Source organism: Euryarchaeota archaeon (genome assembly GCA_016207515.1).
GTDB lineage: Archaea > Thermoplasmatota > SW-10-69-26 > JACQPN01 > JACQPN01 > JACQPN01.
Map to the genome: position 1 here is coordinate 43,928 of JACQPN010000022.1, position 13,317 is coordinate 57,244.

The window sequence follows — 13,317 nt, forward strand, 5'->3', positions numbered from 1 at the left end:
ACAGGGTGGAAACACGGATAATTGTTGTGATACGGCTCCGACCGGCCGTCGGTCAGAGCGTTTCGCGCCTACCCTTTCGACGGGCTCGCCTCAAAGCGAAATCGGGTCTCGAGCGACAATCAAATAGCCGTCCTCGCCGCTTTCCGGGCGTGACGGACGCTTGCGTCTTCTGCGCAATAATCGTCGGACAGAGGCCCGGGATCATCGTGTTCGACGACGGGACGCACGTCGCGATAATGGACAAACATCCGATCACGCACGGCCACACGCTTGTCATGCCAAAGGCCCACGCTCGTGACATGTTCCACATGGCCCCCGCGGACGTGGGACGTCTGTACCAGGTCGCCGCGCGGGTCGCCCGGGCCGTCAAGAAAGCAACCGGCGCCGACGGACTCAACGTCGGCCAGAACAACGGCGCCTCGGCCCGCCAGATCGTTTTCCACGTGCACGTCCACTTGATCCCACGCAGGCCCGGAGACACCACACATCATTTCCCGGACCGGCTCGAGGAACCGCCGGAGGAGACCCTGAAAGTCGCCGAAGCCATCAGAAAATGCTTGAAAGAGGAGGCGTCATGAAAGTGATAGCCGGCGTCGACGACATCATGTTCACCTCCAAGATCCAGATCGCGGCCCGCGCCAGCGGACAGGAAGTCGAGTTCGCGACCAACCGGGAGACGCTTCTTGGCGCCGCTTCGGACGGCGGCTTGGTGCTTCTCGACCTCGACGCCCCCGCCTTCGACCCGTTGAACCTCATTCCCGAGTTGACGGCGCGGGAAAGTTGCCGCGTGATAGCGTTCGTCTCCCACGTCGAGGCCGATGTGGCGAGAAGAGCACGGGAGGCGGGAGCGCACCAGGTGCTTTCCCGTTCGAGGTTCTTCGAAGCGCTGCCAGGGATCCTTCGCCCATAGACCGCGACACCTTTCCTCGCCAGGCCTACTCGGGCGGAACGGTCGTCTTGTCCTTTGCCAGCCACGCGAGGAGTCGCTCCGAAAGCGCGCTCCCGCTGAAGAGCGCCACGCCATGCGCGCTTCCCTCCAGGAGCTCGAGGTCCCGCACCGATTTCGCATGGTCGTAGGCGTAGCGCGCGGCCGAAGCGCTGTTTGTGTCGCCCTTGGACGCGGCGGCGAACAAGGCGCCTCCGTACGTCTCCATGGGCGGCTTGAGATCCATTACGGCCGTGTCGATCGCGGGTGAGATGAGCGCGATGGAGCCGATTCTCGTGTCGTTCGCAGCGTAGGTCACCGCCGCGTTCGCGCCGACGGAGGCCCCCACCAGTTCGAACCCGTCAAACGATCTATGCTTGTCGACCGAGAGGAAGGATACGGCGGCCCCCACATCGAGCGGGAGCATGGCGACGTCCTCGGCAGTGAAGTTCCTGAACGACGCCTTCGTGCCGTTCTTCTCATCGCTTTCGCCGTGACCACGGAAATCGAACGCGAGCACGGCAAACCCCGCCTCGGAAAGCGTGGCGGGGAAATTCCCCCAATCCGCGCGCGACGTGCCGTACGGGTGCAAGAGCACGATCGTCTTGGACGAGTTCCCGCCAACGGGCGGAGGCGCGTGGTAGACCCCCTTGAGGCCGAAGCCGTCCGGGGTCACGAACGCGACCCTTTCCCCCTTGTCCACAATGGGGATGTCCTGGCCGACGCAACCCGCGAGCAGGGCGACCACGATGAGCGCAGGGAGAAGGGGGTCACGATCCACGGCGGAGAAGCAGCGCTCCTTCGTAAACGGTTTGCGGGAAAAGGGGGAACACCCGACCCCAGAACGCCTGGAGCCGGGGACTTGCCGCCATGACGCGGCAATCAATGACGGGGCCGATGCCCCTTAGGCCTTCTTCAGGTAGGGGAGGCCGGTCCGCTTGTTGACGCCGACCTTGTATTCCTCCGGCTTGTCGCAGGGCTTGCCGCTCTTGGGCTTGTTCCCTGTCTTCGCGAAGAAGTAGATGGTCTGCTTTCGGCCGCCGTTCAACGTTACTTGCCTTGTGTGTAGGGTGTAGCCTTTGTGCTCGAATGGCACCATAGTCACCAAGGAGAAAACGGCCAATCCCTATCTTAAGGTTTGCATTTTGATGCGAATCCTCTCCTTAGAAATACCCCCACGAGATTCCCGACTCCTGAATTTCCAAGGAGAGCGCGTGGGTTTCGTGAGATTTCTTGGACAGTGACGCTCCCAAGTATGCGCCTTTTGCTCCTTAGAAACACCGAGTCCGCGAACAACGTAACTCGGTGAAAGTGAACATATTCTGTCCATTCTCCGGTCGTTCCCTCCTTGGCATTCGATGTGAACGTGGCGGCCTTGCACGCCGGGGCGTGAAGATCGTGGGTGCGCTCGTCGGTGGTCAAGTACCGCGTGTGGTCGAAGACTTGCGTAGGCTTTCGGGGTCCGCGCTACTAGGGGCGGTTTGGGAAGGTGAACGCCGAGGCGGAGATTCGAACTTCGGCGGACTCCTTCCAGTCGTCCGCCTCGTTCTAATCTCCTCCTAGACCTTTTGGGTCCGCATCCACTTGGGGACTGTATGGGGTGGTGGACGCGGAGGAGATTCGAACTCCGGAGGCCTCCCTTCGGTCGGCCTCCTCGTTCTCATCTCCTCCTAGCCTGTTGGGGTCCGCGCTCCTTGGGGACATTCGGGGAAGGGAGCGCGGAGGAGGAGATTCGAACTCCGCCGGACTCGCTGCGCTCGTCCGGCTCGTTCTCATCTCCTCCTAGACCTTTGGGGTCCGCGTCCACTTGGGACTGTTGGGGATGGTGGACGCGGAGGAGGAGATTCGAACTCCTGAGGACTTTCGCCCACCGGTTTTCAAGACCGGCGCCGTAGGCCGCTTGGCTACCTCCGCAATTGGACGTGGGCGGCAAGAAGCTGGAGGGTAATTAACTGAACGTCAGAATGACCAAAAAACGGATGGGCGGCGGCAAACGCCGCCGCCACTCACGAAACCTGGGAGTTTCAGGCCGCCGCGGTCTTTGGCGCGGCAAAGCCCGTCCAAAGGCCCCAGACGCCGACGAGGACATGCACTACGTTTCCGCCGAGGGCGGGTTGGCCCGCGGTGAAGACGCCGAGGCTCTCAAGGATCGTGGGCGAAGCAAAGCCGATGACGGCCAGCAGCACGTAGACGACCCCGAAGACCTGCGCGTACATCGTCATCATCTTCGTCTCAGTGTTCATGAAGCCCACGTAGAGGCCGATGAGGCCTAGAACGACGTGGACGATGCTGTGCGTTGTGCTCACGTGCAGGAAGCCGGGAACGATCGTCGGCATGACGAATCCGATGATACCGACCAGTAGGAATACTATCCCGGTCACCTGCGCGTACAGTTTTGTCATGTTCTCCATGTTCTTTCACCTAGCCGGCTGACCCGACTGCGCCTCCATTAAATGGCCGGTAAATAAGGGTTTTCAAAGTGATTTACGAAATTCGTGATGAAAGATGGCGGTCGGCGAAAAGGTTTAGTTTAGGTGGGGGGCGAAATTGGCCCAAATTTTGGCAAACCGCGCCTTGAATTCGGTCCGTTCTTTAACGTGTCGGTTTTGCAGCGTGGCCCGGACGGCCAGAAAGGGACAGGCGTGCCCGGAACCGCCCTCCCGCGGCTCGACCACCCGTTCCGGACCTCTCCGCCAGACATTGAAATAACGCCGTGCGCTTTGCCGAGCGTGTCGGGTTTCAAGCTCGCGGCAGGGCTGCAACCAAAGGGCGACCAGCCGGAGGCGATCGAGAAGCTCAGCAAAGGGCTTAGAGAAGGCCTTCGCCGCCAGACGCTTCTTGGCGTCACCGGTTCGGGCAAGACCTTCACAATGGCCAACGTCATAATGAGGGCCGGCCGTCCTACACTGGTCATCAGCCACAACAAGACGCTCGCCGCGCAGCCCTACGAGGAGTTTAGCGAATTCTTCCCGGAAAACGCCGTCGAGTACTTCGTCTCTTATTACGACTATTACCAACCCGAAGCCTACGTCCCCCAGACCGACACCTACATCGGCAAGGAAACGAGCATCAACGAGCAGATCGAGCGGCTCCGCCACAGTGCCACTCAATCGTTGATGGTGCGAAACGACGTCATCGTCGTCGCCTCGGTGTCGTGCATCTACGGCTTGGGCGACCCCCGCGAATACCGGGACCTCCACCTCGTGATCGAGAAGGGAAGGCAGGTCAAGCGGCAGGAGATGCTCCGGAAGCTCGTGGACATCCAGTACCAGCGAAACGACATGGACCTCAAGCCCGGCACGTTCCGGGCCCGCGGCGACGTCATAGACGTCTTTCTTCCGGACGGGGAGACCGTCTACCGGATAGGGCTATTCGGCGACGACGTCGAATCGATCGCCCGCATCGACCCTCTGCTCCCCGAGAAGAAGGCGGAACTGGAACGCGCCATCATCTACCCGGCAAAGCACTTCGTGACGCCGCCGGATCGGATGGAGGAAGTCTGCAAGTCCATCGAAGCCGAGGCCGACGTGAGGATTACCGAGCTCAAACGCCTGGGGAAGGTCCTTGAGGCCGCCCGGCTGGAACAGCGGACCCGATTCGACCTTGAGATGCTTCGCCAGGTCGGCTACTGCCACGGCATCGAGAATTACTCACGCCATTTCACCGGAAGGAAGACCGGCGAACCCCCCTACTCCCTTCTCGATTACTTTCCCGAGGGGTTCCTCACCTTCATCGATGAGTCGCACGTCACGATGCCGCAGGTGCGAGGCATGTACGAAGGGGACAGGGCGCGAAAGGCAACACTGGTCGAATACGGCTTCCGGCTTCCCTCAGCGCTTGACAACCGGCCTCTCAAGTTCCCGGAATTTGAAAAACGGGTGGGACAGATCGTCTACGTGTCGGCCACGCCGAGTCCATACGAGCGCGAGACCTCGGACCAGGTGGTCGAGCAACTCGTGCGGCCCACGGGCCTCGTCGACCCCGTGCTGGTCGTGCGACCCATCAAAGGGCAGGTCGACGACCTATTGGGCGAGATCCGCTCAAGGGCGAAACGCGGCGAGCGCGTCCTGGTGACCACGCTCACGAAACGCATGGCGGAGGACCTCACCGATTACTATACGTCCCTCAACGTGAAGGTGCGCTACCTTCACGCCGATGTCGACACGTTGGACCGGATCGACATCCTTACAGGGCTCCGCCGTGGCGACTTCGACACTTTGGTCGGGATCAACCTGTTGCGGGAAGGACTCGACCTTCCGGAAGTGTCATTGGTGGCGATCCTCGACGCCGACAAGGAGGGGTTCCTTCGCGGCGAGACCGCCCTCGTCCAGACGATCGGCCGCGCCGCCCGCAACGTGAACGGCTCCGTGATAATGTACGCGGACAAGGTCACGGATTCCATGAGAAAGGCGATCGATGAGACGGACAGGCGCCGCGCGGTACAGGTGGCCTACAACGAGTCCCACGGGATCACGCCAAAGACGATCGAGAAGGCGATCCGCGAAATGAAAGGCATCGCGAAGAAACCGGAGGTCACGGTCCAGGTCCCGAAAGGCGTCCTTTCACAGGACGAGACGCTCGTCATCATCGGCGAGTTAGAGGCGTCCATGCTCCTCGCCGCAAAGCGCTTGGATTTCGAGAAGGCCGCCGCCATGAGGGACAAGATACGAGAGCTTCGCGGGCTTGCGGGGATAGTGCAGGAAGGCGGCGTGGAAGCGGGTCCAGAACGGCCGAAGGGGCGAGGGCGATGGGGCGCGAGGGCCCGGTAAGGGCTTCCACGGAAAATCCTTTATGAGTCGGAAGTCATGGAGGGCCGTCCGATGTCGCCGAAACCGCTCATCGTGGGATTGATGCTCATTTCGCTCGTCCTGTCGGGCTGTACGCAGCGCTCTGACCAAGGCGACGGGGCGAACGGCTCCGGCGCTGCCGGCGGAACGGGAGCCACTGGCGGGGGAGGACGCGCCCCGGGCGAGCCCAACGTGCCGCCGGGCACGCCGATCGTCCAGTACCGCGTCGATTGTGCGATCGCCGTCCAGCCGGATTGGCCGGAGAGATGCCTCGCCCGCGCGAGCGTCACGCCTGAATCGAAGACGGAATACGACCTCATGGTCAACCCGAAGGACCCGAACAACGTGATCATCGGTACGAAGGACCTTGACCGCAACGCCTCGGGATGCGTTTGGTCGGTGCCGCTCGTCACGAAGGACGGGGGAAAGACGTGGCAGACTGTCTACATCGGCGGGAAGAACGGTACGAGGCAACCCACGGACCCGCTCTACGGTTGGCAATGCATCACGGACCCGATAATGGTCTTCGACGGGGACGGCATCGCCTACTATGCTCTGCAAGCGTACGATTACTCGACCTTGAAAAGCGTCCCTGACCAACCCGAGTCACCGGTCCCCCCGCCCGTCGAGCCGCCGGTCCCGACTTGTGGCCGCCACGACGGTAGCGCATTCTACCTTGCCATGAGTTCCGACGGCGGCCTCACGTGGCCCCGCATCCTCACGATGGACGCGGGCGACGCCGGGTGCGTGTTCCACGACTACCCGCGCATGACCTGGAATCCGATGACGGGGTCCGTGTACGCGACTTGGAACGCCATCACGCCCGAGGGGAGCGTCGCGGTGGTCTCAGGCACCAGGGACGGCGGCATGACCGTGGACCCGCCGACGCATGTTGCGTCCACGAACCCCGATCTGAGGGGGAAGTTGGGGATCACCGGTTTCACCGCGGCGAACGACGGCACCGTCTATCTAGCACTCACCGACGGTGGAGACGTCTACCTTTCGACGAGCACGGACGACGCCAAGACGTTCTCGGAACCCCGGAAGGTCTTCAACATGACGCCGATCGATTCGCCGTTGCCGAACACGCGGTTCAGGGCGTTCAGCGCGATCGAACTCGCCGTCGACCGCTCCCCGGCCGGGTCCCAAGGGGCGCTCTACGCCGTCTGGGCCGACAACCGCACTGGGGATTCGGATATCTTGGCCTCCGTTTCGAAGGACAAGGGCGCAAGTTGGAGCTCGCCCGCGCGCGTGAACGAATACTCGAAGAACTACCAGTTCATGGTTCGCCCAACGGTGAGCGCGGACGGTGTGCTCCACATCGTGTACATGGACCGGTCGTACGACGCCGGCGACCGCCTTCTTGACGCCACTTACGCGTACTCGACTGACGGCGGGGCTTCGTTCACGAACATCCGGCTCACGGACCACGGTTTCGACGGCGACCTCGGCGTCCACCAGAACGGTTTCCCGTTCATCGGCGATTACATCGCGATCGGGACGTCGGGAGACGTCGTCTACGTTTCCTTCCCCACGACCGTGACCGGGGGGGCCCAGGCCGCGGTCGGGCGCATCGTGAGGGCGGTGTAGGTCTGGACGTTGCCGGTCCCTCCGGCCCCACCCGAAGTCCCCCCGCGTCCCGCCCGCTTGGGCTGACAGAGAAGGCCGCAAGAGCCCTTGCCAGGATGTCCACCGTCGTTCTTGGCCCCTCGCGGCGGATCGGCCCGCTCGTCTCGGGCGTGGGCGCTGCGGGGCTCGTCACAGGACTGTTGCTTGTGACACCGGGCGCGATCATACTTATGAGTTCGATCGCCGGCCAGCCATTCGACATCCGAGGCGCATCTGGTTTTTCCTCCCGACGCGACGTTCTCAGCCTATTGGGCACGGTCGCTGCGGCTTTGCTGCTTCCGACGATGATGGTCCTGGGGACGTTTCGCCTCCGGGCCCGGATCCCGGGCCGATTTCGCGTGTTGGGTCTACTGATCTTTGTCGTTGCACCCCTTCTTTGGGGGCTATCTTGTGCCGATGACGCGTCCTGTGCACGTCCGAACGTGGCCCAGTCGGTCGGCATAGGTCTCCTGGTTTCCGCTGCGTTCATCCTCCCTGCCGCTCCCCTCTTCATTCCAGGCCATCGGGTATCGGGTCTTCGAACGGCCATCGGTCTCGTCGTTCTCATGGGCGTCGTCCTGCTCTTCCTCTACGGCCTGTACGTCGCTTTCAACGTGCCGGCCGGCGCTCCGCCCCGATCTGCATTCGGGTCCACGCATTATGAGGGCCGGACACTTGAGTTCGTGTTCGTCGCAGCACTATCGCTTGTCGCCCTATTGGGCGCGGGGCTTGTGGCGGACGGTACGTCAGGAAAGCACATCGACGAGATGGACGCGCCCGGAACACGCCGCGCCCTCGACGAAATGCTCGATGACTATTACGCGCGGGGTCTCATCCGGAGGGCGGAACTGGAACGCTTCCGGAGCGAGTACGCCGCCCTCGTGGCCGGCGTCGTCGAGCACTCCGACAGGGCTTGGACGGAGCGCAAGCTCTCCAACCACGGGACCGTGTTGACATTCTTCGGATTTGCCCTTCTTTCCGTCGGCGTATTCGGCGTTTTCTGGGTCGGGACTTCGTCAGTGGATTGTCGCTCGTTGATCGATTGCGGCGGCGAGGTCGCGCGGTACGTAGCGGGAAAACGCTTCGTAGTCGGTTGGCTGGGTGGCTACTTCGTCGGTTTGGGCATCACGACGCTTTTCACCGGCCTCATCGCCCTCCAGGGGTCTCGCGCGGCCACGCCGGGGAGCCCCGGCGGGATGACCGGCGTTTCCGAGGGCGTCTTACGGTTGCGAGAACGCATCGTGGAAGCTGCGCATGAGGCGTCGACGCGCCGAGGGACCTCGCGCGACCCCTCGTGACGCCGGAGCAATCATCTTAAGCCGTAAACATTCTTCGCCGGTCGATGGATTCCGTCGTGAAAGTCTGGCGCGGCGACCTCGTCGAGAGCTTGCATCGCGTGTCGGTGGCGGTCGTCGACGTGGAGGGGAACCTGGTAGCGGGTTGTGGGGACCCGGCCCTCACGACCTTCCTTCGTTCGTCCGCGAAACCGTTCCAGGCGGTCCCCTTCATCGAAAGTGGCGCGGCGAAGGCGTTCAGCGCCTCCGATGAGGAACTCGCCATCTTGACCGGTTCGCACGGCGGGGAACCGAAACAGGTGGGGACGGTGTCGTCGCTTCTTTCCCGGGCGGGCCTCTCGGAAAAGGATCTGAAGTGCGGGCGCCACCGTCCGTACACGGATTCCGTCGCGCGGATACTCAGGGAGAACTATTCCGCCGTCCACCACAATTGCTCGGGAAAACACGCCGGGATGCTCGCCACGGCCAAGCATCTTGGCGAAGCGCTCGGATCATATCAGGACCCTTCCCACCCGGTCCAGGCGCGCTGCCGAAACGTCGTCGGCGAACTCTGCGGCGACTCAAATGCGCCTCTTCACGAAGCCGTGGACGGTTGCGGTGTGGTCACGTTCGGGACCTCGCTCGTTGCGATGGCGCGCGGTTTCGCAACACTCGCGAACCCCGTTGGGAGGCACAAGATCGCCCTCGAACGGGTGAGGGACGCCATGATCGCCCACCCTGACATGGTCGCCGGCGAGTCGCATTTCAACACGAAACTCATGCGTTCCGCGCCGCGACTCGTCGCCAAGGCAGGAGCCGAGGGCCTCTTTTGCGCTGGAGTGATCGGCCGGGGGATCGGCATCGCTTTGAAAGTCGAAGACGGGGAGAAACGAGCCGTGGCGCCTGCGATGCTTGCGACCATGCGCGCCCTGGGATTCGATGCGCCGGGGTTGGATCCCGTGGCGGCGCCCGTCGTGAAGAATTTCGCGGGATGGGTCGTGGGTCGCATCGAGGCGTCCATCACTTTGGTTCCACCCCCCACAAAGGAGAAATAGGCGTTTCCAAGTTAGCCGAATGTGGTCGTCGACTCCATCATGATCAAGGGTGCGCGTGAGCACAACCTCAAGAACATCGACCTCACGCTGCCCCGCAACAAGCTCGTCGTCGTCACGGGACTCTCCGGCTCCGGCAAATCAAGCCTCGCATTCGACACCATCTATGCGGAAGGCCAACGCCGCTACGTCGAGAGTCTCTCGGCCTACGCCCGCCAGTTCCTCGGCCAGATGGAGAAACCGGACGTCGATTCGATCGACGGCCTTTCGCCGGCGATAAGCATCGACCAGAAGGCAGCGGGGAGCAACCCGCGCTCGACCGTCGGCACGATAACCGAGATATACGATTACCTGAGGCTCCTCTACGCCCACGTCGGCATCCCGCATTGCACGAACTGCGGCCGCGTGGTCCGTGCGCAGACGGCGCAAGAGATCGTCGAACAGGCGTTGAAGCTTCCTGCCGCCACCAAGGTCCAGGTCCTCTCGCCCGTGGTTCGGAGCCGCAAAGGCGAGTACAAGAAGGTTTTCGCCGACTACAAGGCAAAAGGCTTCGAACGTGTGCGCGTGAACGGAAAGTACGGCACCGTCGACGACGTGTGGGGGCTCGCTCGGTACGAGAAGCACACGATAGAGATCGTGGTGGACAGGCTGGTCGTGGCGCCGGACGCGGAGGAACGGTTGAACGAAGCGGTCGAAAGCGCCATGACATTGAGCGGGAACGTCGTGACCCTCGCCACCGACAAGGAAGACCTCACCTTCTCCGGGAATTTCGCATGTCCCGATTGCGGCGTTTCGCTTCCCGAAATCGCCCCGCGCTCCTTCTCGTTCAACAGTCCGCACGGGGCATGCCCTTCCTGCCTCGGGCTCGGCATATCAATGGAGATAGACCCCGGCGCGGTCATCAAGGACCCTTCGATGAGCCTTCGCCAGGGATGCTTTGACTGGAAGGCGACGCGGATGCACACTTGGATAATCCGGGAGATAGAGAACCTCGCCCGCCACTACAAGTTCGACCTCGACACGCCATGGGAGAAGCTTCCCGAAAAGGCCCGGGAAATGGTCCTCTACGGAAGCGACGAGAAGTTCCATCAACGCTATGAGGGAAAGGGCGAGAAGTCGAACTTCCTTTGGGAATCCTACACGGAGTACGAAGGCCTGATACCACGCCTCGAACGCCTTTTCAAGGAGTCGGGCTCGCAAGGAGTACGTGAGGACATCTCCGAACTCATGAGCACGAAACCATGCGGCGCCTGCCGTGGCAAGCGGCTGCGGCCCGAGATACTCGCGGTCACCATCCAGGAGAAATCCATCCACGACATGACGGCGATGCCGGTCGAACGCCTCCTTCCGTGGTTTGAGACTGCCGAAGCGAGACTGACCGATCGGCAAAGGAAGATCGCGAAAGACATCGTGAAGGAGATACGCGAACGCCTCCGTTTCATGGCGAACGTGGGCCTCGAATACTTGACACTCGACCGGGCCTCCGGGACACTCTCCGGTGGGGAGGCACAACGGATCCGCCTGGCGACCCAAGTGGGGTCCGGCCTCGTCGGCGTCCTGTACATCCTCGACGAACCCTCGATCGGCCTCCATCAACGCGACAACGAACGCCTCATCGGGACCCTGAAGGGGCTACGCGACCTAGGCAACACGCTCATCGTCGTAGAACATGACGAGGGGATGATCCGCGCCGCGGATTACGTGGTCGACCTGGGCCCCGGCGCGGGCGAGCAAGGCGGTCACGTCGTCGCCCAAGGGACGCCAAAGCAGGTCGAAGCGGCGAAACAGTCGCTCACGGGGCGTTACCTGAGCGGCCGGGAAAGCGTCCCGGTCCCCGAGCGACGTAGAAAAGGCAACGGCAGGCGGCTCACGGTCAAGAGAGCGTCGGAGAACAACCTGAAGAAAGTGACCGTCACGTTCCCCCTCGGATTGTTCAATTGCGTCACCGGTGTCTCAGGGTCCGGGAAGTCCACGTTGGTGACGGAGGTGCTCTACAAGGCGCTCGCGCGCAGGCTCAACCTCGGCCACGAGAAGCCCGGCGAGCACGCTGGGCTAGACGGCGTGGAACACGTGGACAAGGTCATCATCATCGACCAGTCGCCGATCGGCCGCACGCCGCGAAGCAACCCCGCGACCTACACGGGGGCCTTCACGCCGATCCGTGATCTTCTGGCGGCCGTCCCGGAGTCCCGAAAGCGCGGCTTCAAGCCTGGCCGCTTCAGCTTCAACGTCCAAGGCGGTCGGTGCGAAGCTTGCGAAGGCGGCGGAATGGTGAAGATCGAGATGCATTTCCTCGCCGACGTCTACGTCCACTGCGATGTCTGCAAGGGCGCGCGGTACAACAGGGAGACGCTGGAGATCAAGTACAAGGGGAAGAACATCAAGGAGATCCTCGACATGAGCGTCTCGGAGGCTTTGCCGTTCTTCGCAGCCATCGCGTCGATCCGGAACAAACTCCAGACGCTGGAGGACGTGGGGCTCGGTTACATAAAGCTCGGCCAACCGGCGCCCACACTCTCGGGCGGCGAGGCGCAGCGGATAAAACTAGCCTCGGAGCTTTCGAAGCGGGCGACGGGAAAGACCGTCTACATCCTCGACGAGCCCACTACGGGCCTCCACTTCGACGACATCAGGAAACTACTCGGGGTCCTGAACCGGCTGGTGGACGCCGGCAACACGTTGATCGTCATCGAGCACAACCTCGACGTGATAAAGACCGCGGACTGGATAACAGACCTCGGGCCCGATGGCGGGGAGCGTGGAGGATACGTGGTGGCGGAAGGCACGCCCGAGGAAGTGGCCGCTTCCAAGACGCACACCGCGCAGTTCCTTCAGCCGACGTTGGCGGCGGGAAAACATCGCGCGAAGGCGGCCCCGAAGGGTCCGGCTTGAGCGCCACCGTCCGCGACTACGTCGCGCAGTGGCGCCGCGTCGCGACCCCCTGGGACGCGGAATCGAAGCGCATCCGCGAAGCGACCGGCTTCAAGGTATGGAACCCAGGCCTCTACGGCGAGAAGTGGCACACGCGGCACCTTGAGACATATCCGCCCTCGGAATCGCCCGTCTTGCTCTTCGGGCTCAATCCCGGCCCCTACGGTATGGGACAGACCGGTATCCCCTTCACGGACGTGAGACGCATAAAGACGAAACTTCCACGCCTGCGGGACGCGCTCGTTGCCTCGGGCGAACGTTTGGAGCTCCCCGGCCTCGCTCCACCCGACCTCCAACCGTTCCTCTCGATGACGCACGAGGCGTCGTCCGTGAGAGTCTACCTTTTCTTGGAGAAGGCTTTCGGGAACGCCGAAGAAGGTTCTTCACGCGTCTTTGTCGCAAACCCATGCCCGCTACTTTTCATGGATTCCGATGGGAAGAACCGGACTCCCGCAGATTTCAAGCGCGCGGCTAACGCGACGATCGGACGGGAAGCCGCCAGTAGACTCCTGACGCATCTTCAAGAAATCCGCGTCGAATGCGCGCTGGACGCCGCCCGGGTCGCAAGACCGCGTGCGGCCGTGCTATTGGGCAAGGAGGTGGATGCGGCGCTCGGCGAAGCCTTGAGCTCAGAGTTGGGAAAGGCCAGGGTCATCGCGTACCCGCATCCGGCGAGGGCGATTCCGGAGGCTTGGGCGAGCGGGTTGGTCTCGCAACTCAAGAAGAGAAACCAGCTGTGA

11 protein-coding genes and 1 tRNA gene are annotated in these 13,317 nt (G+C 62.5%); 8 read left to right on the forward strand and 4 right to left on the reverse strand.

Annotated features, from left to right (window positions below; translation table 11 throughout):
• Window positions 1-149: 149 nt before the first annotated feature.
• Both HY556_09630 and HY556_09635 read left to right on the forward strand, forming a co-directional pair.
• Window positions 150-578 carry an HIT family protein gene (locus tag HY556_09630; protein ID MBI4394039.1) on the forward strand — a complete coding sequence of 143 codons (429 nt, stop codon included), beginning with the start codon at window positions 150-152 and terminating at the stop codon, window positions 576-578.
• Window positions 575-910, forward strand: coding sequence for a response regulator transcription factor (locus tag HY556_09635; protein MBI4394040.1), 336 nt, complete (start codon window positions 575-577; stop codon window positions 908-910). Before HY556_09630 ends, HY556_09635 begins: the two co-directional genes overlap by 4 nt.
• A gap of 25 nt (window positions 911-935) precedes the next feature.
• On the opposite strand, the gene HY556_09640 is transcribed toward HY556_09635, so the two are convergent.
• The 4 genes from HY556_09640 to HY556_09655 form a co-directional block, all read right to left on the reverse strand.
• A complete protein-coding gene (locus HY556_09640; GenBank protein ID MBI4394041.1) occupies window positions 936-1,706 on the reverse strand; it encodes an alpha/beta fold hydrolase in 771 nt (256 codons plus the stop codon).
• Window positions 1,707-1,829: 123 nt separating this feature from the next.
• Window positions 1,830-2,024, reverse strand: a complete 195-nt coding sequence (locus HY556_09645; GenBank protein ID MBI4394042.1) for a hypothetical protein — start codon at window positions 2,022-2,024, stop codon at window positions 1,830-1,832.
• Window positions 2,025-2,755: 731 nt separating this feature from the next.
• Window positions 2,756-2,839 (reverse strand) — tRNA-Ser (locus HY556_09650).
• A gap of 110 nt (window positions 2,840-2,949) precedes the next feature.
• Complete coding sequence (locus HY556_09655; GenBank protein MBI4394043.1) at window positions 2,950-3,336, reverse strand: DUF4383 domain-containing protein; 387 nt, start codon at window positions 3,334-3,336, stop codon at window positions 2,950-2,952.
• A 318-nt stretch (window positions 3,337-3,654) separates the two neighbouring features.
• On the opposite strand from HY556_09655, the gene uvrB reads away from it, so the two are divergent.
• From uvrB to HY556_09685, 6 genes are all read left to right on the forward strand, one after another.
• Complete coding sequence (gene uvrB / locus HY556_09660) at window positions 3,655-5,694, forward strand: excinuclease ABC subunit UvrB (protein ID MBI4394044.1); 2,040 nt, start codon at window positions 3,655-3,657, stop codon at window positions 5,692-5,694.
• 51 nt (window positions 5,695-5,745) lie between these two features.
• Window positions 5,746-7,302, forward strand: a complete 1,557-nt coding sequence (locus HY556_09665; protein ID MBI4394045.1) for an exo-alpha-sialidase — start codon at window positions 5,746-5,748, stop codon at window positions 7,300-7,302.
• 95 nt (window positions 7,303-7,397) lie between these two features.
• A complete protein-coding gene (locus HY556_09670; GenBank protein ID MBI4394046.1) occupies window positions 7,398-8,618 on the forward strand; it encodes a hypothetical protein in 1,221 nt (406 codons plus the stop codon).
• Between the two features lie 44 nt (window positions 8,619-8,662).
• Window positions 8,663-9,649: an asparaginase gene (locus HY556_09675; GenBank protein ID MBI4394047.1), complete on the forward strand. Its 987-nt coding sequence runs from the start codon at window positions 8,663-8,665 to the stop codon at window positions 9,647-9,649.
• Window positions 9,650-9,688: 39 nt separating this feature from the next.
• Window positions 9,689-12,538, forward strand: coding sequence for an excinuclease ABC subunit UvrA (gene uvrA, locus HY556_09680; protein ID MBI4394048.1), 2,850 nt, complete (start codon window positions 9,689-9,691; stop codon window positions 12,536-12,538).
• Entirely contained in the window at window positions 12,535-13,317 is a 783-nt protein-coding gene (locus tag HY556_09685; GenBank protein ID MBI4394049.1) for a hypothetical protein, read from the forward strand. The genes uvrA and HY556_09685 overlap by 4 nt, the downstream gene beginning before the upstream one ends.

Excerpts from the sequence above, each read along its gene's own strand:
- HY556_09635 (MBI4394040.1), top strand. The coding sequence starts at position 575 with ATGAAAGTGATAGCCGGCGTCGACGACATCATGTTCACCTCCAAGATC.
- HY556_09645 (MBI4394042.1), bottom strand. The coding sequence starts at position 2,024 with ATGGTGCCATTCGAGCACAAAGGCTACACCCTACACACAAGGCAAGTA.
- HY556_09655 (MBI4394043.1), bottom strand. The coding sequence starts at position 3,336 with ATGGAGAACATGACAAAACTGTACGCGCAGGTGACCGGGATAGTATTC.
- HY556_09665 (MBI4394045.1), top strand. The coding sequence starts at position 5,746 with ATGTCGCCGAAACCGCTCATCGTGGGATTGATGCTCATTTCGCTCGTC.
- HY556_09670 (MBI4394046.1), top strand. The coding sequence starts at position 7,398 with ATGTCCACCGTCGTTCTTGGCCCCTCGCGGCGGATCGGCCCGCTCGTC.
- HY556_09675 (MBI4394047.1), top strand. The coding sequence starts at position 8,663 with ATGGATTCCGTCGTGAAAGTCTGGCGCGGCGACCTCGTCGAGAGCTTG.
- uvrA (MBI4394048.1), top strand. The coding sequence starts at position 9,689 with ATGATCAAGGGTGCGCGTGAGCACAACCTCAAGAACATCGACCTCACG.